The 17,726-nt window shown below is 59.9% G+C and carries 23 protein-coding genes; 1 reads left to right on the top strand and 22 read right to left on the bottom strand.

Features of this window, described 5'->3' with window-relative positions; all coding sequences use genetic code 11:
- Positions 1–10: 10 nt before the first annotated feature.
- From rplF to rpsL, 21 genes are all read right to left on the bottom strand, one after another.
- Complete coding sequence (rplF, locus tag ATY78_RS27890) at positions 11–544, bottom strand: 50S ribosomal protein L6 (protein ID WP_088397046.1); 534 nt, start codon at positions 542–544, stop codon at positions 11–13.
- Between the two features lie 42 nt (positions 545–586).
- Positions 587–985, bottom strand: coding sequence for a 30S ribosomal protein S8 (rpsH, locus tag ATY78_RS27885; RefSeq protein ID WP_004674934.1), 399 nt, complete (start codon positions 983–985; stop codon positions 587–589).
- Between the two features lie 12 nt (positions 986–997).
- Complete coding sequence (gene rpsN, locus ATY78_RS27880; RefSeq protein WP_003573787.1) at positions 998–1,303, bottom strand: 30S ribosomal protein S14; 306 nt, start codon at positions 1,301–1,303, stop codon at positions 998–1,000.
- Positions 1,304–1,335: 32 nt separating this feature from the next.
- Positions 1,336–1,893, bottom strand: coding sequence for a 50S ribosomal protein L5 (gene rplE, locus ATY78_RS27875; protein ID WP_004674930.1), 558 nt, complete (start codon positions 1,891–1,893; stop codon positions 1,336–1,338).
- On the bottom strand, positions 1,886–2,194 hold the full coding sequence (rplX, locus tag ATY78_RS27870) for a 50S ribosomal protein L24 (RefSeq protein WP_004674929.1): 309 nt from the start codon (positions 2,192–2,194) through the stop codon (positions 1,886–1,888). The genes rplE and rplX overlap by 8 nt, the downstream gene beginning before the upstream one ends.
- Positions 2,195–2,205: 11 nt before the next feature.
- Complete coding sequence (gene rplN / locus ATY78_RS27865) at positions 2,206–2,574, bottom strand: 50S ribosomal protein L14 (protein WP_003573790.1); 369 nt, start codon at positions 2,572–2,574, stop codon at positions 2,206–2,208.
- 262 nt (positions 2,575–2,836) lie between these two features.
- Positions 2,837–3,076, bottom strand: coding sequence for a 30S ribosomal protein S17 (rpsQ, locus tag ATY78_RS27860; RefSeq protein ID WP_004674926.1), 240 nt, complete (start codon positions 3,074–3,076; stop codon positions 2,837–2,839).
- A 12-nt stretch (positions 3,077–3,088) separates the two neighbouring features.
- Entirely contained in the window at positions 3,089–3,289 is a 201-nt protein-coding gene (rpmC, locus tag ATY78_RS27855) for a 50S ribosomal protein L29 (protein ID WP_008521335.1), read from the bottom strand.
- An 11-nt stretch (positions 3,290–3,300) separates the two neighbouring features.
- Positions 3,301–3,714: a 50S ribosomal protein L16 gene (gene rplP / locus ATY78_RS27850; RefSeq protein ID WP_003573792.1), complete on the bottom strand. Its 414-nt coding sequence runs from the start codon at positions 3,712–3,714 to the stop codon at positions 3,301–3,303.
- Between the two features lie 38 nt (positions 3,715–3,752).
- Positions 3,753–4,487 carry a 30S ribosomal protein S3 gene (rpsC, locus tag ATY78_RS27845; RefSeq protein ID WP_003573793.1) on the bottom strand — a complete coding sequence of 245 codons (735 nt, stop codon included), beginning with the start codon at positions 4,485–4,487 and terminating at the stop codon, positions 3,753–3,755.
- A complete protein-coding gene (gene rplV / locus ATY78_RS27840) occupies positions 4,487–4,876 on the bottom strand; it encodes a 50S ribosomal protein L22 (RefSeq protein ID WP_004674922.1) in 390 nt (129 codons plus the stop codon). The genes rpsC and rplV overlap by 1 nt, the downstream gene beginning before the upstream one ends.
- 2 nt (positions 4,877–4,878) lie before the next feature.
- A complete protein-coding gene (gene rpsS, locus ATY78_RS27835) occupies positions 4,879–5,157 on the bottom strand; it encodes a 30S ribosomal protein S19 (RefSeq protein ID WP_007531666.1) in 279 nt (92 codons plus the stop codon).
- Positions 5,158–5,172: 15 nt separating this feature from the next.
- Positions 5,173–6,009, bottom strand: coding sequence for a 50S ribosomal protein L2 (rplB, locus tag ATY78_RS27830; RefSeq protein WP_088685491.1), 837 nt, complete (start codon positions 6,007–6,009; stop codon positions 5,173–5,175).
- Positions 6,010–6,020: 11 nt separating this feature from the next.
- A complete protein-coding gene (locus ATY78_RS27825; protein ID WP_003547550.1) occupies positions 6,021–6,314 on the bottom strand; it encodes a 50S ribosomal protein L23 in 294 nt (97 codons plus the stop codon).
- Positions 6,311–6,931, bottom strand: a complete 621-nt coding sequence (rplD, locus tag ATY78_RS27820) for a 50S ribosomal protein L4 (protein WP_004674918.1) — start codon at positions 6,929–6,931, stop codon at positions 6,311–6,313. Before rplD ends, ATY78_RS27825 begins: the two co-directional genes overlap by 4 nt.
- A gap of 13 nt (positions 6,932–6,944) precedes the next feature.
- Positions 6,945–7,586: a 50S ribosomal protein L3 gene (gene rplC / locus ATY78_RS27815; protein ID WP_008521348.1), complete on the bottom strand. Its 642-nt coding sequence runs from the start codon at positions 7,584–7,586 to the stop codon at positions 6,945–6,947.
- Positions 7,587–7,619: 33 nt separating this feature from the next.
- Entirely contained in the window at positions 7,620–7,928 is a 309-nt protein-coding gene (rpsJ, locus tag ATY78_RS27810) for a 30S ribosomal protein S10 (RefSeq protein ID WP_003547547.1), read from the bottom strand.
- A gap of 303 nt (positions 7,929–8,231) precedes the next feature.
- Complete coding sequence (tuf, locus tag ATY78_RS27805) at positions 8,232–9,407, bottom strand: elongation factor Tu (protein ID WP_088685483.1); 1,176 nt, start codon at positions 9,405–9,407, stop codon at positions 8,232–8,234.
- Between the two features lie 68 nt (positions 9,408–9,475).
- Entirely contained in the window at positions 9,476–11,575 is a 2,100-nt protein-coding gene (gene fusA / locus ATY78_RS27800; protein ID WP_088685490.1) for an elongation factor G, read from the bottom strand.
- Between the two features lie 29 nt (positions 11,576–11,604).
- The gene (rpsG, locus tag ATY78_RS27795; RefSeq protein ID WP_088685489.1) at positions 11,605–12,075 is read right to left on the bottom strand and encodes a 30S ribosomal protein S7; all 471 of its coding nucleotides are present in this window, start codon (positions 12,073–12,075) and stop codon (positions 11,605–11,607) included.
- Positions 12,076–12,154: 79 nt separating this feature from the next.
- Positions 12,155–12,526 (bottom strand): 30S ribosomal protein S12, encoded by a 372-nt coding sequence (gene rpsL, locus ATY78_RS27790; RefSeq protein ID WP_003547537.1) that lies wholly within the window; start codon positions 12,524–12,526, stop codon positions 12,155–12,157.
- Positions 12,527–13,022: 496 nt separating this feature from the next.
- Between rpsL and ATY78_RS27785 the strand changes: the two genes are divergently transcribed.
- Positions 13,023–13,316: a hypothetical protein gene (locus ATY78_RS27785; protein ID WP_008521380.1), complete on the top strand. Its 294-nt coding sequence runs from the start codon at positions 13,023–13,025 to the stop codon at positions 13,314–13,316.
- Between the two features lie 137 nt (positions 13,317–13,453).
- Here ATY78_RS27785 and rpoC read toward each other — a convergent pair whose 3' ends face one another.
- Positions 13,454–17,662, bottom strand: a complete 4,209-nt coding sequence (gene rpoC / locus ATY78_RS27780) for a DNA-directed RNA polymerase subunit beta' (protein WP_088685488.1) — start codon at positions 17,660–17,662, stop codon at positions 13,454–13,456.
- Positions 17,663–17,726: the final 64 nt, after the last annotated feature.

Here is a 17,726-nt window from a genome sequence, read left to right as displayed (position 1 = left end):
CGCGTGATCCTTACTTCTTCTTGCCTTCTTTGCGGACGATGCGCTCGTCAGCATACTTGACGCCCTTGCCCTTATAGGGCTCAGGACCGCGATATTCGCGGATTTCGGCGGCGACCTGACCGACCTGCTGCTTGTTGATGCCGCTGACGATGATTTCAGTCGGCTTCGGAACAGCAATCGAGATGCCGACAGGCGGCTCATAGACCACGTCATGGCTGAAACCGAGAGCCAGCTGCAGGTTCTTGCCCTGCATGGCGGCGCGATAACCGACGCCGTTGATTTCGAGCTTGCGCTCGTAACCGTCCTTGACGCCCTTGAAGATGCCTTCGATCATCGTGCGGGACATGCCCCACTTCGAACGCGCATCCTTGGACTGGTTCAGCGGCGTCACGACGACCGCGTTATTTTCGAGCTTGAGGCTGATTTCGTCGTTGGCGACGAAAAACAGCTCGCCCTTCGGGCCCTTTGCGGTAACCTTCTGGCCATCGACCGTAGCCGTGATCCCAGCAGGCACCTGAACGGGCTTCTTACCGATACGAGACATGTTTCAATCCTGTCTGTTCGCTATGGAGATCCCTGCCCGATCTTAGAAGACCGAGCAAAGAACCTCGCCACCAACGTTCTGTTCACGAGCCTGGTGATCGGCCATCACACCCTTCGGAGTCGAAAGGATGGTGATGCCGAGACCGTTCGCGACCTGCGGAATGGACTTGACCGAGACATAAACCCGGCGGCCCGGCTTGGACACGCGGCCGATCTCACGGATCACCGACGCGCCTTCATAATATTTCAGCTCGATGTTGAGCTCCGACTTGCCATTGCCGAAATCGACAACGGAATAGCCACGGATGTAGCCTTCGGACTGCAGAACATCGAGAACACGCGCACGGAGCTTGGACGCAGGCGTCGAGACCGACGACTTGCGGCGGGAAGCGCCGTTACGGATGCGAGTGAGCATATCGCCCAACGGATCAGTCATTGTCATCTAACCTGCTCCTTACCAGCTCGACTTGACGATGCCCGGCACCTTGCCGAGATTGCCCAGTTCACGCAGCGCAATACGCGACATGCGCAGTTTGCGGTAATATGCGCGCGGACGGCCCGATACTTCGCAACGGTTGCGAATGCGGGTCTTCGATCCATCGCGCGGCAGGGATGCCAGCTTGATCGAGGCCTTGAACCGCTCTTCGATCGGAAGAGCCTGGTTCATGATGATCGCCTTCAACGCAGCCCGCTTAGCGGCCTGGTTGGCGACCGTAGTACGGCGGCGCTTGTTCTTTTCAACTGCGCTTGTCTTCGCCATGTCAGGTTCCTTTTCTACGCTCGTCGTTACGGTTATTGACGGAACGGGAAGCTGAACTCTTTCAGGAGAGCCCGTGCTTCGTCGTCGGTCGTCGCCGTCGTGCAAACGATGATGTCCATGCCCCACATCTGATCAACCTTGTCGTAGTTGATTTCAGGGAACACAATGTGCTCCTTGATGCCCATGGCGAAGTTGCCACGGCCGTCAAAGCTCTTCGGGTTCAGGCCGCGGAAGTCGCGAACGCGCGGGAGCGCGATGTTGACCAGGCGATCCAGGAACTCGTACATGCGGGCGCCGCGCAGGGTGACCTTCGCGCCGATCGGCATGTTTTCGCGGACCTTGAAGCCAGCGATAGAGTTGCGTGCGCGGGTGATGACCGGCTTCTGACCGGCGATCGCTGCGAGGTCGGCGGCAGCAACCGTCGGCTTCTTCGAGTCAGCGGTCGCTTCACCGACGCCCATGTTGATCACGATCTTGTCGAGCTTCGGGATCATCATCTCGTTGGCGTAGGAGAACTTCTCCTGCATCGCCTTGCGGATGCGCTCGACATATTCCTTCTTGAGCCGCGGCTCGTATTTTGCCTCAGCCATCGATCACTTCTCCAGAACGCTTGGCCACACGGACCTTCTTGCCGTCAACGACCTTGAAACCGACGCGAGTCGGCTTGCCGTCCTTGTCGACGATTGCGATGTTCGACAGGTGAACCGGGGCTTCCTTGTTGATGATGCCGGCTTCCTGGGTCTGCGTCTGGCGCTGATGGCGCTTCACGACGTTGACGCCGCGAACGACGGCACGATCTTCCTTCGGCATGACCTGAACAACTTCGCCGGTACGGCCCTTGTCCTTGCCAGCGAGCATGACGACCTTGTCGCCTTTACGAATCTTCTGCATCGCTTCGCTCCTTACAGTACTTCGGGAGCCAGCGAGATGATCTTCATGTGGTTCTTGGCGCGAAGTTCGCGCGGAACCGGTCCGAAGATACGGGTGCCGATCGGCTCTTTCTTGTTGTCGATGAGGACTGCTGCGTTGGTGTCGAAGCGGATGACGGAGCCATCCGGACGACGGATATCCTTGGCGGTGCGAACGACAACCGCCTTCATCACGTCACCCTTCTTCACGCGGCCGCGCGGGATCGCTTCCTTGATCGAAACGACGATGACGTCGCCGATCGAGGCATACTTGCGCTTCGAGCCGCCCAGCACCTTGATGCACATGACACGACGTGCGCCGGAATTATCCGCGACGTCGAGGTTTGTTTGCATCTGAATCATATCAGGTCGCCTTCTTGGTTTACCGGAATGGTTGGGCCTAAGCCCCCTACCCCGGCTTATGAAAATGTTCGCCGGCCCGCCTGCCGTAACGGCAGGTAAAACACGGCAATAGCTGAATAGCGCGGGGTCGATCGTGCCAGGGTGGTTTCCCGAACGGGACCTTCCGTGCGCTCAAAGCAAAAGAACGCCCGGCATTCGAGCGTTCTGACGCTGCTTCATACAGATATTTCGGCGAGACGCAAGGCCTCGCACAAAATTCTGTTTACTTGCCCTGGGCGGCGATGACCGTCCAGCGCTTGTCCTTGGAGATCGGCGCGCATTCCTCGATGGAAACGGTATCGCCGATCTTGTACTGGTTGTTTTCGTCGTGGGCCTTGTACTTCTTGGAACGACGAACGGTCTTCTGGAGCAGCGGGTGAGCGAAACGACGCTCGACGCGAACCACTACCGTCTTCTCGTTCTTGTCGCCAACGACGACGCCCTGCAGGATGCGCTTCGGCATGTTTTTCTTCCTTTAGGCCTTAACTTCTGCCGCCTTCTGGCGGGCAATGGTTTTCACGCGGGCGATGTCCTTGCGGACTTCGTTGATGCGCGAGGACTTTTCGAGCTGGCCGGTCGCCTTCTGGAAGCGCAGGTTGAACTGCTCCTTCTTCAGCTTGGCAAGCTCGTCCTTGAGTTGGTCGGCGCTGAGCGCGCGAACGTCTGAGGCTTTCATGAGCTCAATCCTTACTCTGCAATGCGCTGAACGAAGCGCGTCTTGACCGAGAGCTTGGCAGAGCCGAGGCGAAGCGCCTCGCGGGCGATCTCTTCGCTGACGCCGTCGATCTCGAACATCATACGACCGGGCTTGACCTTGCATGCCCAGTACTCAACGGAGCCCTTACCTTTACCCATGCGGACTTCGGTCGGCTTTGCGGTTACCGGAACGTCCGGGAACACGCGGATCCATACACGGCCGGCGCGCTTCATGTAACGCGTGATCGCGCGGCGGGCCGCTTCGATCTCGCGTGCATTGACGCGGTTGGGCTCCTGAGCCTTCAGGCCGAATTCGCCGAATGCCAGGTCAGAACCGCCCTTGGCGACGCCCTTGATGCGGCCCTTGAACTGCTTGCGGTACTTAGTACGCTTTGGCTGCAACATTTTCTTACTTCTCCGAGCTTATCTTTCGCCAGCGCTAATTACGCGTTGTCGCGTTCGCGGCGACGATCGCCACGGTCGCGTTCGCGGCTTGCCGGACCCTGTGCGTCGCCTTCCAGCGCGCGACGTTCGGAAGCCATCGGATCGTGCTCAAGGATTTCGCCCTTGAAGATCCAGACCTTGATGCCGCAGATACCGAATGCGGTTTCTGCTTCGGCCGTGCCGTAGTCGATGTCGGCGCGCAGGGTGTGCAGCGGCACACGGCCTTCGCGGTACCATTCCGTACGGGCGATTTCAGCACCGCCGAGACGGCCGGCGCAGGTGATCTTGATGCCTTCGGCGCCAAGACGCATCGCGGACTGAACGGCGCGCTTCATGGCGCGGCGGAAAGCCACACGGCGCTCAAGCTGCTGGGCGATCGACTGAGCGACCAGCGTTGCGTCGACTTCGGGCTTGCGCACTTCAACGATGTTGAGATGCGTTTCCGAATTCGTCATGTCCGACAGCTTCTTGCGGAGCTTGTCGATGTCTGCGCCCTTGCGGCCGATGATCAGGCCCGGACGTGCCGAGTGGATCGTGACGCGGCACTTCTTATGCGGACGCTCGATAACCACCTTGGAAATACCGGCCTGCTTCAGTTCGCTCATGACGAACTTGCGCATCTTCAGGTCTTCGTGCAGCAGCTGGCCATACTCGGCATTGTCCGCAAACCAGCGGCTATCCCAGGTACGGTTGATGCCGAGACGGAAACCGATCGGATTGATTTTCTGACCCATTATGCGGCCTCCTCTGCTGCCTGCACTTCACGAACGACGATCGTCAGGTGCGCGAAGGGCTTTTCGATGCGCGACGCACGACCGCGGCCACGAGCGTGGAAACGCTTCATGACGATCGACTTGCCGACATAGGCCTCGGCGACGACGAGTGCGTCGACGTCGAGATCGTGGTTGTTCTCGGCGTTGGCGATCGCAGATTCGAGCGTCTTCTTGACGGCGCCTGCGATGCGCTTGCGGGAGAACTCCAGCTCAGCGAGTGCACGCTCGACCTTCTTGCCGCGGATGGCCGCAGCAACCAGGTTGAGCTTCTGGGGGCTGACGCGGAGCGTGCGGGCGACTGCTTGCGCCTCGTTGTCCTTCAGCCGGCGTTCGGCTTTTGCCTTGCCCATTGTTACTTCCTCTTCGCCTTCTTGTCCGCGCCGTGACCGTAGTAGGTGCGGGTCGGAGAGAATTCACCGAATTTGTGGCCGACCATGTCTTCATTGACGCTGACCGGAACATGTTTGCTGCCGTTGTAGACGCCGAAGGTAAGACCGACGAACTGCGGCAGGATCGTGGAGCGACGGCTCCAGATCTTGATCACTTCTGCACGTCCGCCTTCACGAACCTTCTCAGCCTTCTTGAGAAGATAGCCGTCAACGAACGGACCTTTCCATACTGAACGAGCCATTGGAGACTTCCTCTCTTACTTCTTACGCTGATGACGCGAGCGCATGATCATCTTGTCGGTCGACTTGTTCGACCGGGTACGCTTGCCCTTGGTCGGCTTACCCCAAGGCGTCACCGGATGGCGACCACCGGAGGTACGGCCTTCACCACCGCCGTGCGGATGGTCGACCGGGTTCATGACGACACCGCGGTTATGCGGACGCTTGCCGCGCCAAACGGTACGACCGGCCTTGCCGTCGTTGATGTTGGCGTGGTCCGGGTTGGAGACGGCGCCGATCGAAGCAAGGCAGACGCCGCTTACGAGACGCTGTTCACCGGAGTTCAGGCGAAGGATCGCCATGCCCTGGTCACGGCCCACGAGCTGCGCATAGGAACCGGCGGAGCGAGCGATCTGACCGCCCTTGCCCGGCTTCATTTCCACGTTATGGATGATGGAGCCGACCGGGATGTACTGCAGCGGCATGGTGTTGCCGGGCTTGACGTCGACAGCCTTTTCCGAAGCGATGACCTTGTCGCCGGCAGCGAGACGCTGCGGAGCGATGATGTAGGCCTGCTCGCCGTCGGCATAGCTCACGAGAGCGATGAAAGCCGTGCGGTTCGGATCGTATTCGATACGTTCGACGGTGCCTTCGACGTCAAACTTACGACGCTTGAAGTCGACCAGACGGTAGCTGCGCTTGTGACCGCCGCCGATGAAGCGGGCGGTGATGCGGCCGAGGTTGTTACGACCGCCGCTCTTGGTCAGGCCTTCCGTCAGCGCCTTCACCGGCTTGCCCTTGTAGAGGGCGGAACGGTCGACGATGACCAGCTGGCGCTGGCTCGGGGTGATCGGATTGAATGTTTTCAATGCCATTTTCTTATACCTCAGAGACCGGTGGAGACGTCGATCGTCTGGCCTTCAGCCAGCGTCACGACAGCCTTCTTCACGTCCTTCTGCTTGCCGACGAAACCGCGGAACCGCTTGGTCTTGCCCTTGCGCAGCAGAGTGTTGACGGCCGTAACCTTGACGCCGAACAGCGCCTCGACAGCAGCCTTGATTTCCGGCTTCGTCGCCTGCTTGGCGACATTGAAAACAACCTGGTTGTTTTCGGATACCAGCGTGGACTTTTCGGTGATCGCCGGAGAGACGATCACATCGTAGTGGCGAAGATCGGTCACTTGAATCGCTCCTCTAGCGCTTCAACCGCAGCCTTGGAAAGCACGAGCTTGCCGCGGCGCACGATGTCGTAAACGTTGATGCCCTGGATCGGCAGAACATCGATATTCGGGATGTTCTGAGCTGCGAGCTTGAAGTTGCCGTCGAGCTCTGCGCCGCCGATGAAGAGGGCGTTGGTCAGGCCGAGCGTCTCGAATGCGGACGCGAGAGCCTTGGTCTTGGCTTCAGCGGCAACCAGGTTGTCGATGACGATGACGTCATCAGCCTTGATCTTGGCCGAAAGGGCGTGGCGAAGGCCGAGTGCGCGAACCTTCTTGGGAAGGTCGTGCTCATGGCTGCGGACGACTGGGCCGTGAGCCTTGCCGCCGCCGCGGAACTGCGGAGCGCGAGCCGAATGGTGGCGGGCGCGGCCCGTACCCTTCTGCTTGTACATCTTGGCGCCGGTGCGCGAAACTTCAGCGCGGCCCTTTGCCTTGTGCGTGCCCTGCTGCTTCTTGGCAAGCTGCCAGCGGATGACGCGGGCAAGAATGTCTTCGCGGGGCTCGAGGCCGAAAATCTCGTCCGAAAGGGAAACCTTCCCGGCGTCTTTTCCCTCGAGGGTCTTGACGTTCAATTCCATTGATCTGGCTCCCTTACTTCGCGGCCGACTTGACGGCGTCGCGCACGATGATCCAGGCACCCTTGGAACCGGGAACAGCACCCTTGATCAGGATCAGACCACGATCTTCGTCGGTCGAAACCACTTCCAGGTTCTGCGTCGTGACGCGCGTCTGGCCCATGTGACCAGCCATCTTCTTGTTCTTGAAAACCTTGCCCGGATCCTGGCGCGAGCCGGTCGAACCGTGCGAACGGTGCGAAACCGAAACACCGTGCGTTGCGCGCAAACCGCCGAAACCATGGCGCTTCATGGCGCCGGCAAAACCCTTACCGATCGTCGTGCCCGTCACGTCGACGAGCTGACCGGCTGCAAAGTGACCCGCCTTGAGCTCCGTGCCGATCTCGAGCAGGTTGTCTTCCGAAACACGGAATTCCTGCAGCTTGGCCTTCGGCTCGACGTTGGCGACAGCAAAGTTGCCGCGCATCGCCTTGGACGTGTTCTTTACCTTCGCCTGGCCGGCACCGAGCTGAACTGCGGTATAGCCATTCTTTTCGACAGTGCGCGTGGCAACGACCTGGCAGCCGTCCATACGCAGTACCGTTACCGGGACATGCTCGCCGGCGTCGTTGTAGACGCGGGTCATTCCCACCTTCTGTGCAATCACACCTGAACGCATCGGTTCAATCCTTCCAACTCAGCTCGAGCAAGCTCAGAGCTTGATCTCAACATCGACACCGGCGGCGAGATCGAGCTTCATCAGCGCGTCTACCGTCTGCGGGGTCGGGTCTACGATGTCGAGCAGGCGCTTATGCGTGCGCATCTCGAACTGTTCGCGGCTCTTCTTGTCGATGTGCGGGGACCGGTTGACCGTAAACTTCTCGATGCGGGTCGGAAGCGGAACGGGGCCCCGGACGCTAGCACCGGTGCGCTTCGCCGTCGACACGATCTCGCGCGTAGAAGCATCGAGAATCCGGTGATCGAACGCCTTCAGGCGAATGCGGATATTTTGGCCGTTCATTCGACGTTATCCTTGTGTTTGTTTCCCACATGTCTCTGGACAAGACACGGGTTGTTCTTTCTTCCTAAGGCGGACCACCGGTTTCAAAGATCGAGAGGGCGCCGAGAGGCTTCCCTATCCAGTCTTCAGGGCCTTCAAGCCCACCTTATTGTTTATTTAGTCGCTGCTTCGTCATCCAAAGCAGTACGCAAATCGCGCTCGCGCGCCATTTGCTACATTTCTGTGTAATAAGCAAGCGGCTTACGCCGCCTGCATCATAATAATGTCATCGAATCGGCCGCCCCACCGGAGCGGCCGAACGAATTACTCGACGATCGAAGCGACGATACCCGCGCCGACGGTGCGGCCGCCTTCGCGGATGGCGAAGCGCAGCTTTTCTTCCATCGCGATCGGAACGATCAGCTCGACGGCAACCGTGACGTTGTCGCCCGGCATAACCATTTCCGTGCCTTCCGGCAGCGTTACGATGCCGGTAACGTCCGTCGTGCGGAAGTAGAACTGCGGACGGTAGTTGGTGAAGAACGGCGTATGACGGCCGCCTTCTTCCTTCGTCAGGATGTAGGCTTCGGCCATGAACTTCTTGTGCGGCTTGACAGAGCCCGGCTTGCACAGGATCTGGCCACGCTCGACGCCGTCACGGTTCACACCGCGAACCAGCGCGCCGATGTTGTCGCCGGCCTGGCCCTGGTCGAGCAGCTTGCGGAACATTTCAACGCCGGTCACGGTCGTCTTCGACGTCGGGCGGATGCCGACGATCTCGACTTCTTCACCAACCTTGACAATGCCACGCTCGACGCGGCCGGTCACGACAGTGCCGCGGCCAGAGATCGAGAACACGTCTTCGATCGGCATCAGGAACGGCTGGTCAACCGGACGCTCAGGCGTCGGGATGTAGGCGTCGACCGCTGCCATCAGCTCGCGGATCGCGTCTTCGCCGATCTTCTTGTCCGAATCTTCGAGAGCGGCAAGAGCCGAACCCTTGACGACCGGAATGTCGTCGCCCGGGAAGTCGTAGGACGACAGAAGTTCGCGAACTTCAAGCTCGACGAGTTCGAGAAGCTCGGCGTCGTCAACCTGGTCGACCTTGTTCAGGAACACGACGATCGCCGGAACGCCGACCTGGCGGGCGAGCAGGATGTGTTCGCGCGTCTGCGGCATCGGGCCGTCAGCGGCCGAGCAAACCAGGATCGCGCCGTCCATCTGAGCTGCGCCGGTGATCATGTTCTTGACATAGTCGGCGTGGCCGGGGCAGTCGACGTGCGCGTAGTGGCGGTTCGGCGTCTCATACTCGACGTGCGCCGTCGAGATCGTGATGCCGCGCGCCTTCTCTTCCGGAGCCGCGTCGATCTGGTCGTACGCCTTGAACTCACCGAAGTACTTCGTGATCGCTGCCGTCAGAGACGTCTTGCCGTGGTCAACGTGGCCGATCGTGCCAATGTTGACGTGCGGCTTGTTGCGCTCAAACTTACTCTTTGCCATTTTCGGCTCTCCGTTTTGCTAGTCCCCGAGGGGAGCTAATTCTTGTTATCGGTCAATAGGTATTCCGGTCACTTCTGACCGGAATACTTTGCCTGGATTTCGGTTGCGACGTTCGACGGGACCGGCGCGTAGTGATCGAAGGTCATCGTGTACTGAGCGCGGCCCTGCGACATGGAGCGCAGGTTGTCGACGTACTTGAACATGTTCGCCAGCGGAACGTTGGCGCTGATGACAACCGCGATACCACGGCTTTCCTGACCCTGGATCTGGCCACGGCGGGAGTTGAGGTCGCCGATAACGTCACCGACGTAATCTTCCGGGGTGACGACTTCGACCTTCATCATCGGCTCGAGGAGCTGAGCGCCGGCCTTCTTCGCTGCTTCACGGAAGCAAGCACGGGAAGCGATTTCGAACGCCAGAACCGACGAGTCGACGTCGTGGAAGGCACCGTCGATGAGCGTCGCCTTGACGCCGAGCATCGGGAAGCCAGCCAGCGGGCCGGAAGACAGAACGCTTTCGATGCCCTTCTGAACGCCCGGGATGTATTCCTTCGGAACAGAGCCACCGACGATCTTGGATTCGAACTTGAACTCTTCGCCTTCCGGGTTCGGTTCGAAGATGATCTTGACGCGTGCGAACTGGCCGGTACCACCGGTCTGCTTCTTGTGCGTGTAGTCTTCTTCGGTCTGGCGCGTGATCGTTTCGCGATAAGCAACCTGCGGCGCGCCGACGTTTGCTTCGACCTTGAACTCGCGGCGCATGCGGTCGACGATGATGTCGAGATGCAGTTCGCCCATGCCGGCGATGATCGTCTGGCCGGATTCCTGGTCCGTCTTCACGCGGAAGGACGGGTCTTCGGCTGCCAGGCGGTTGAGCGCGAGGCCCATCTTTTCCTGGTCGCCCTTGGACTTCGGCTCGATGGCGATCTGGATGACCGGCTCGGGGAATTCCATGCGCTCGAGGATAACCGGCTTCAGCGGATCGCAGAGCGTATCGCCAGTGGTGGTTTCCTTGAGGCCGGCGAGAGCAACGATGTCGCCTGCGAAGGCTTCTTCGATGTCTTCACGCGAGTTGGAGTGCATCTGCAGCATGCGGCCGACGCGCTCGCGCTTGTCCTTGACCGTGTTCAGAACCGAAGAGCCCTTTTCGAGCTTGCCGGAATAGATGCGGGCGAAGGTCAGCGAACCGACGAAGGGGTCGTTCATGATCTTGAACGCGAGCATCGACAACGGCTCGGCGTCGTCTGCATGACGCTCGATGTCGGCTTCGGTCTTGAAGTCGATGCCCTTGATCGCCGGAATGTCGAGCGGCGACGGCAGGTAGTCGACGACGGCGTCGAGCAGCGGCTGAACGCCCTTGTTCTTGAAGGCGGTGCCGCAGAACATCGGATGGAACTTGACGTCGATGGTGCCGCGACGAACGAGTTCGCGGATCTTATCGTTGTCGGGCATGTTGCCTTCGAGGTAGGCTTCCATCGCAGCTTCGTCGATCTCGACAACCGTCTCGATCAGCTTTTCGCGATATTCTTCAGCCTTTGCCTTCAGATCTTCCGGGATCTCGACGACGTCCCACTGGGCGCCGAGCGATTCGTCGCGCCAGATCAGAGCGTTCATCTCAACGAGGTCGATAACGCCCTTGAAGTCGCTTTCAGCGCCGATCGGCAGCTGCATGACGACGGCGGTCGCACCGAGACGGGTCTTGATCATCTCGACCGAGCGGTAGAAGTCCGCGCCGGTCTTGTCCATCTTGTTGCAGAAGATCATCCGCGGAACGTTGTACTTCTCAGCCTGACGCCAGACGGTTTCCGTCTGCGGCTCAACGCCGGCGTTGGCGTCGAGCAGCGCGATGGCGCCGTCGAGAACGCGCAGCGAACGCTCGACTTCGATGGTGAAGTCGACGTGGCCGGGAGTGTCGATGATGTTGAAGCGGCGCATCTTGCCGTCACGGCCCTTCCAGAAGGTCGTGGTGGCAGCAGAGGTGATCGTGATGCCACGCTCCTGCTCCTGCTCCATCCAGTCCATGGTGGCTGCGCCGTCGTGGACTTCGCCGATCTTGTGCGACTTGCCGGTGTAGTAAAGGATACGCTCGGTGGTCGTGGTCTTGCCGGCGTCGATATGCGCCATGATACCGAAATTGCGGTAGTCTTCGATCTTATATTCGCGAGCCATTGTGGACTGCCTTTCGATACCGTTCGGAATTACCAGCGATAGTGCGAGAACGCGCGGTTGGCGTCAGCCATCTTGTGCGTGTCTTCGCGCTTCTTGACGGCGGAGCCGCGGTTGTTGGACGCATCGAGCAGTTCGCCGGACAGACGGTCGATCATGGTGGTTTCGTTGCGCTTGCGGGCGGCGGCAATCAGCCAGCGAATGGCGAGAGCCTGGCGGCGCTCCGGACGGACGTCGACCGGAACCTGGTAGGTCGCACCACCGACGCGGCGCGAGCGGACTTCAACGTGCGGGGCAATGTTGTCGAGCGCAGAATGGAAAACCGCGAGCGGCTCCTGCTTGGACTTGCCCTGGACGGCGTCGAACGCACCGTAGACGATGTTTTCAGCAACGGACTTCTTACCATCAAGCATGATGGCGTTCATGAACTTGGTCACGACGAGGTCACCGAACTTCGGATCCGGATTGATCTCGCGCTTTTCTGCTTTATGACGTCTGGACATACTTTTTCGTCTCTTCAACCGTTAAGGCGCTTCATCACGCGGAGGACCTCGCGCAGCGCCGGATTATTCAAAACCCGAATTACTTCGGACGCTTCGCACCATACTTGGAGCGACGCTGCTTGCGGTTCTTGACACCCTGGGTATCGAGAACGCCGCGGATGATGTGGTAACGGACACCCGGAAGGTCCTTGACGCGGCCGCCGCGGATCATGACGACGGAGTGTTCCTGAAGGTTGTGACCTTCGCCGGGGATGTAACCAATGACTTCGAAGCCGTTGGTCAGGCGGATCTTTGCGACCTTACGCAGAGCCGAGTTCGGCTTCTTCGGCGTCGTGGTGTAGACGCGCGTGCAAACGCCGCGCTTCTGGGGGTTCTCCTGGAGAGCGGGAACCTTATTACGCTTTACGTTCGCCTGGCGAGGCTTGCGGATCAGCTGGTTTACGGTAGGCATTCAACCATCCCTTACGTTTATCTCAGTACCCTTGCGGGCTTGAACTCGCGCCGTCTCCGGCAATGACGCATGCTTTCCGTCAATGCGCAAAATATGGCCCGATCCGCTTCCGCAGATGGACCACAAGGAGCAGAGGACGCATGAAACTATGCGTCATGCGTGCAGCATCATGACTTCAACGTGCGTTTAGAACCTTGTTTGAGGTGAACTTCAGGGCGCGTCGCCCCGAACAGCCAAGCCTCACATGGGATCTGATGGCCGGGGTACTACTGGTTTCAACCCGTCCCGTCAAGGCCGGTTAAGAAATAAACTTGGCCGCATCACCTTGATATGCGGGCCGAACGCCCTGTTTTCACCCTTCTAGACGCATTCACGGGCCTGCGCCAAGATAAAAACTTGGGCCTTGCAGCAAAAGCGGTTAAGGAATCAGCAATTGCGGCGTTAGGTCCTCTCAGCGGATTCGACAAAGCGAATCTCCAGGAACCGAGGACAGGCGATGATCACGACACCTGATAACGACAACAATTTCGACGGACCGATGATCTTCATCATCATTGGCAAAGGCTATGAGTCCGACGCCAGCGAAGGCATCGACCTGCACATCCTGCTGAAAGCGCCCGATGACGACACTGCCGTGCGCGAAGCCTTGAACGCCCTTGCCGAGGAGGGCTTCATCGAAGCGGATCTCGACCAGATCGGCATGCTGACCGAAATCCCGGCGGAAGAGCCGCACGCCTCGGCCTACCAGGGCGCGGTCGATGGCGAGGTCGCGATCATCCGCTTCAACTGACGGGAACCGCTGGTCGCGGGCGGCGCAGCGAAACAGGCGGCGCCTACCCTCCCCTCGGACCAATCAGAGTATAACAAAAATGAAAACCGCCCGGATCGCTCCGGGCGGTTTTTCAATTTGTGGACGTCAGCTGCGGATTATTCCGCAGCCGGAGCGTTTTCAGCCATGTCCTGCAGCATCGGGGTGGCAACGGCTGCGCCGGTGCCCTTGCGACGCTCTTCGAGGATCAGCTCGTCGCGCGAGGTGGCGATGCGGCGGATCTGGGTCATGGTGCCGCCGGTGCCGGCCGGGATGAGGCGGCCGACGATGACGTTTTCCTTCAGACCCTGCAGACCGTCGGTCTTGCCGGCGATTGCAGCTTCCGTCAGCACCTTGGTCGTTTCCTGGAAGGACGCGGCCGAGATGAAGGACGGGGTCTGCAGCGACGCCTTAGTGATGCCGAGCAGAACCGGATCGCCATGGGCAGGCTTCTTGCCCTGTTCGATCAGGTGGTCGTTGACGTCTTCGAGCTCGATCCGGTCGACATTGTCGCCGACGATATAGGTCGAGTCGCCGGCATCGGTGATCTCAACCTTCTGCAGCATCTGACGGACGATCACTTCGATGTGCTTGTCGTTGATGACAACGCCCTGCAGACGATAGACTTCCTGGATTTCGTTGACGAGGTAGGAAGCCAGAGCCTCCACGCCCTTGATCGCCAGGATGTCGTGCGGAGCCGGGTTACCGTCGAGGATGTAGTCACCCTTTTCGATATAGTCGCCATCCTGAAGATGGAAGGGCTTGCCCTTCGGGATCAGGTATTCGACAGGCTCGACACCGTCTTCCGCCGGCTCGATGATGACGCGACGCTTGTTCTTGTAGTCGCGGCCGAGGCGGATCGTACCATCGATCTCTGCGATGATGGCGTGATCCTTCGGACGGCGAGCTTCGAACAGCTCGGCAACACGCGGCAGACCACCGGTGATGTCCTTGGTCTTGGCGCTTTCGAGCGGCGAACGGGCGAGAACGTCACCCTGGGAGACCTTCGTGCCCGGCTCGACCGACAGAATGGCGTCGACCGAGAGCAGGAAGCGGGCGTCACCACCGCGGGACAGCTTTGCGACATTGCCGCTGGCGTCCTTGATGACGATCGCCGGCTTGAGGTCCGAACCGCGCGGGGTCGAACGCCAGTCGATGACCTGACGCTTGGTGATGCCGGTGGATTCGTCGGTCGCTTCCAGAACCGAGAGACCGTCGACGAGGTCTTCGAACTGAACCGTACCGGCGACTTCCGTCATCATCGGGCGGGTATAGGGATCCCACTCCGCCAGACGCTGGCCGCGCTTGACCTTGTCGCCTTCGTCGACGTGAAGCTTCGAACCGTAGGCGACGCGCTGCGAGGAGCGCTCCACGCCACGCTCGTCCAGGATCTGGACGGTCATGTTGCGGCCCATGGCAACGAGGCTGCCTTCCGAGTTACGCAGCACGTTGCGGTTCTTGATCTGCACCGTACCTTCGTACGAGGCTTCCAGGAACGACTGGTCGACCACGGTTGCCGTACCGCCAAGGTGGAAGGTACGCATGGTGAGCTGGGTTCCCGGCTCGCCGATCGACTGAGCGGCGATGACGCCGACGGCTTCGCCCATATTGACAGGCGTACCGCGTGCGAGGTCGCGGCCGTAGCAGACCGAGCAGACACCCGTCTGGATTTCGCAGGTCAGCGCCGAGCGGATGCGGATCGACTGGATACCGGCCTTCTCGATTTCGATGACATCGGGCTCGAGGATCATCTTGCCGGCATCGACGATGCGCTCACCCGTCACCGGATGATCGATATCGTCGAGCGCGGTACGGCCGAGGATACGGGCGCCGAGCGAGGCGACGACCTGGCCGGCATCGACGATGGCGGTCATGGTCAGGCCGGTCTCGGTGCCGCAATCGACGTGCGTGACGATGCAATCCTGCGCGACGTCGACGAGACGACGGGTCAGGTAGCCGGAGTTTGCGGTCTTCAAGGCGGTGTCTGCCAGACCCTTACGGGCGCCGTGCGTCGAGTTGAAGTACTCGTTGACGGTCAGGCCTTCCTTGAAGTTCGAGATGATCGGCGTCTCGATGATTTCGCCCGACGGCTTGGCCATCAGGCCGCGCATGCCGCCCAGCTGACGCATCTGGTTCGGAGAACCGCGGGCGCCGGAGTGGCTCATCATGTAGATCGAGTTCATCGGCTTCTGACGGCCGGTGTTCTCATCGAATTCGACAGCCTTAATGCGGGCCATCATTTCTTCGGCGACCTTTTCGGTCGCCTTGCCCCAGGCGTCGACAACCTTGTTGTACTTTTCGCCCTGGGTGATGAGGCCGTCATTGTACTGCTGCTCGTATTCCTTCACCAGATTTTCGGTGTCGGCAACGATCTTCGCCTTTGTGGCCGGGATGACCATGTCGTCCTTGCCGAACGAAATGCCGGCGCGGCAGGCATGGGCGAAGCCGAGCTGCATGATGCGGTCGCAGAAGATGACCGTGTCCTTCTGGCCGCAATGACGGTAGACCGTGTCGATCATCTTGGAGATGTTCTTCTTGGTCATTTCCTGGTTGCAGATGTCGAAGGGCACCTTGCCGTTCTTCGGCAGCAATTCGCCGATGAGCAGACGGCCAGGCGTCGTCTCATAGATCTTCGAGTAAGGCTTGCCATCCTCGCCGATCGACTTGAAGCGGCCGCGGATCTTGGTGTGCAGCGTGACGACCTTGTTTTCCAGCGCGTGATGCAGCTCGCCGAGATCGGAGAAGGCCATGCCTTCGCCCGGCTCGTTCTGGTTCAGGATCGACAGGTAGTACAGGCCGAGAACCATGTCCTGCGAGGGAACGATGATCGGCGCGCCGTTTGCCGGGTGCAGGATGTTGTTGGTCGACATCATCAGCACGCGGGCTTCGAGCTGAGCTTCGAGCGACAGCGGCACGTGAACGGCCATCTGGTCACCGTCGAAGTCGGCGTTGAAGGCCGTGCAGACGAGCGGGTGCAGCTGGATCGCCTTGCCTTCGACCAGGGTGGGTTCGAAGGCCTGGATGCCCAGGCGGTGCAGCGTCGGTGCGCGGTTCAGGAGAACCGGATGCTCGCGGATGACCTCGTCGAGGATATCCCAAACTTCCGGCTTTTCCTTCTCGACCAGCTTCTTGGCCTGCTTGACGGTCGAGGAGTAACCCTTGGCGTCGAGGCGGGCGTAGATGAACGGCTTGAACAGCTCGAGCGCCATCTTCTTCGGAAGGCCGCACTGGTGCAGCTTCAGTTCCGGACCGGTGACGATGACCGAACGGCCGGAATAGTCGACGCGCTTGCCGAGCAGGTTCTGGCGGAAGCGGCCCTGCTTGCCCTTGAGCATGTCGGACAGCGACTTCAGCGGACGCTTGTTGGCGCCGGTGATGACGCGGCCGCGGCGGCCGTTATCGAAGAGCGCATCGACAGATTCCTGCAGCATGCGCTTTTCGTTGCGGATGATGATCCCAGGCGCGCGCAGTTCGATGAGGCGCTTCAGACGGTTGTTACGGTTGATGACGCGGCGATAGAGATCGTTCAGATCCGACGTCGCGAAACGGCCGCCGTCGAGCGGAACCAGCGGGCGCAGATCCGGCGGGATGACCGGGACGACCTTCATGATCATCCATTCCGGACGGTTGCCGGACTCCATAAAGTTCTCGACGATCTTCAGGCGCTTCATCAGCTTCTTCTGCTTGAGGTCCGACGTGGTGTCGGCAAGCTCGGAACGCAGGTCGCCAGCGATCTTTTCGAGGTTCATCGATGCCAGCATCTCGTAGATCGCCTCAGCGCCGATCATCGCGGTGAACTGGTCTTCGCCGTATTCGTCAACGGCGAGCATGTATTCTTCTTCCGAGAGGAGCTGGTGCTCCTTGAGGGCGGTCAGGCCCGGCTCGGTGACGATGTAGTTTTCGAAGTAGAGAACGCGCTCGACATCCTTCAGCGTCATGTCGAGCAGCGTCGAAATACGGCTCGGCAGCGACTTCAGGAACCAGATGTGGGCAACGGGAGCGGCGAGCTCGATATGGCCCATGCGCTCACGGCGAACGCGCGACAGCGTGACTTCGACGCCGCACTTTTCGCAGATGATGCCCTTGTACTTCATGCGCTTGTACTTGCCGCACAGGCATTCGTAGTCCTTGATTGGGCCAAAGATGCGCGCGCAGAACAGACCGTCACGTTCCGGCTTGAACGTACGGTAGTTGATGGTTTCCGGCTTCTTGATCTCACCGTAGGACCAGGAGAGGATCTTCTCCGGAGACGCGATCGAAATCCGAATGGAATCGAAATTCTGTGCAGGCACCTGCGGATTGAAAAGATTCATGACCTCTTGGTTCATGCCTGTCTCCTTCATGGGCTAAAGCGCCCTCAAAATGCGATGGCCGGCGGCAAATTCCCGGGAG

The organism is Rhizobium sp. R635, assembly GCF_002211285.1.
Taxonomy (GTDB): domain Bacteria; phylum Pseudomonadota; class Alphaproteobacteria; order Rhizobiales; family Rhizobiaceae; genus Rhizobium.
The sequence above is the reverse complement of the archived record's forward strand: the minus strand, read 5'-3'. Positions and strand labels throughout refer to the sequence as shown.

Coding starts and splice junctions, on each gene's coding strand:
- rplN (WP_003573790.1), bottom strand. CDS start 2,574: ATGATTCAGATGCAAACAAACCTCGACGTCGCGGATAATTCCGGCGCA.
- rpsC (WP_003573793.1), bottom strand. CDS start 4,487: ATGGGTCAGAAAATCAATCCGATCGGTTTCCGTCTCGGCATCAACCGT.
- ATY78_RS27785 (WP_008521380.1), top strand. CDS start 13,023: ATGATCACGACACCTGATAACGACAACAATTTCGACGGACCGATGATC.
- rplF (WP_088397046.1), bottom strand. CDS start 544: ATGTCTCGTATCGGTAAGAAGCCCGTTCAGGTGCCTGCTGGGATCACG.
- rpsQ (WP_004674926.1), bottom strand. CDS start 3,076: ATGCCGAAGCGCATCCTGCAGGGCGTCGTCGTTGGCGACAAGAACGAG.
- rpsN (WP_003573787.1), bottom strand. CDS start 1,303: ATGGCGAAGACAAGCGCAGTTGAAAAGAACAAGCGCCGCCGTACTACG.
- rplD (WP_004674918.1), bottom strand. CDS start 6,931: ATGGAATTGAACGTCAAGACCCTCGAGGGAAAAGACGCCGGGAAGGTT.
- rpmC (WP_008521335.1), bottom strand. CDS start 3,289: ATGAAAGCCTCAGACGTTCGCGCGCTCAGCGCCGACCAACTCAAGGAC.
- rpoC (WP_088685488.1), bottom strand. CDS start 17,662: ATGAACCAAGAGGTCATGAATCTTTTCAATCCGCAGGTGCCTGCACAG.
- rpsH (WP_004674934.1), bottom strand. CDS start 985: ATGACAATGACTGATCCGTTGGGCGATATGCTCACTCGCATCCGTAAC.
- rplX (WP_004674929.1), bottom strand. CDS start 2,194: ATGCAGAAGATTCGTAAAGGCGACAAGGTCGTCATGCTCGCTGGCAAG.
- fusA (WP_088685490.1), bottom strand. CDS start 11,575: ATGGCTCGCGAATATAAGATCGAAGACTACCGCAATTTCGGTATCATG.
- rpsL (WP_003547537.1), bottom strand. CDS start 12,526: ATGCCTACCGTAAACCAGCTGATCCGCAAGCCTCGCCAGGCGAACGTA.
- rplV (WP_004674922.1), bottom strand. CDS start 4,876: ATGGGCAAGGCAAAAGCCGAACGCCGGCTGAAGGACAACGAGGCGCAA.
- rpsS (WP_007531666.1), bottom strand. CDS start 5,157: ATGGCTCGTTCAGTATGGAAAGGTCCGTTCGTTGACGGCTATCTTCTC.
- tuf (WP_088685483.1), bottom strand. CDS start 9,407: ATGGCAAAGAGTAAGTTTGAGCGCAACAAGCCGCACGTCAACATTGGC.
- rpsG (WP_088685489.1), bottom strand. CDS start 12,075: ATGTCCAGACGTCATAAAGCAGAAAAGCGCGAGATCAATCCGGATCCG.
- rplC (WP_008521348.1), bottom strand. CDS start 7,586: ATGCGTTCAGGTGTGATTGCACAGAAGGTGGGAATGACCCGCGTCTAC.
- rplB (WP_088685491.1), bottom strand. CDS start 6,009: ATGGCATTGAAAACATTCAATCCGATCACCCCGAGCCAGCGCCAGCTG.
- rplE (WP_004674930.1), bottom strand. CDS start 1,893: ATGGCTGAGGCAAAATACGAGCCGCGGCTCAAGAAGGAATATGTCGAG.
- rpsJ (WP_003547547.1), bottom strand. CDS start 7,928: ATGAACGGCCAAAATATCCGCATTCGCCTGAAGGCGTTCGATCACCGG.
- rplP (WP_003573792.1), bottom strand. CDS start 3,714: ATGTTGCAGCCAAAGCGTACTAAGTACCGCAAGCAGTTCAAGGGCCGC.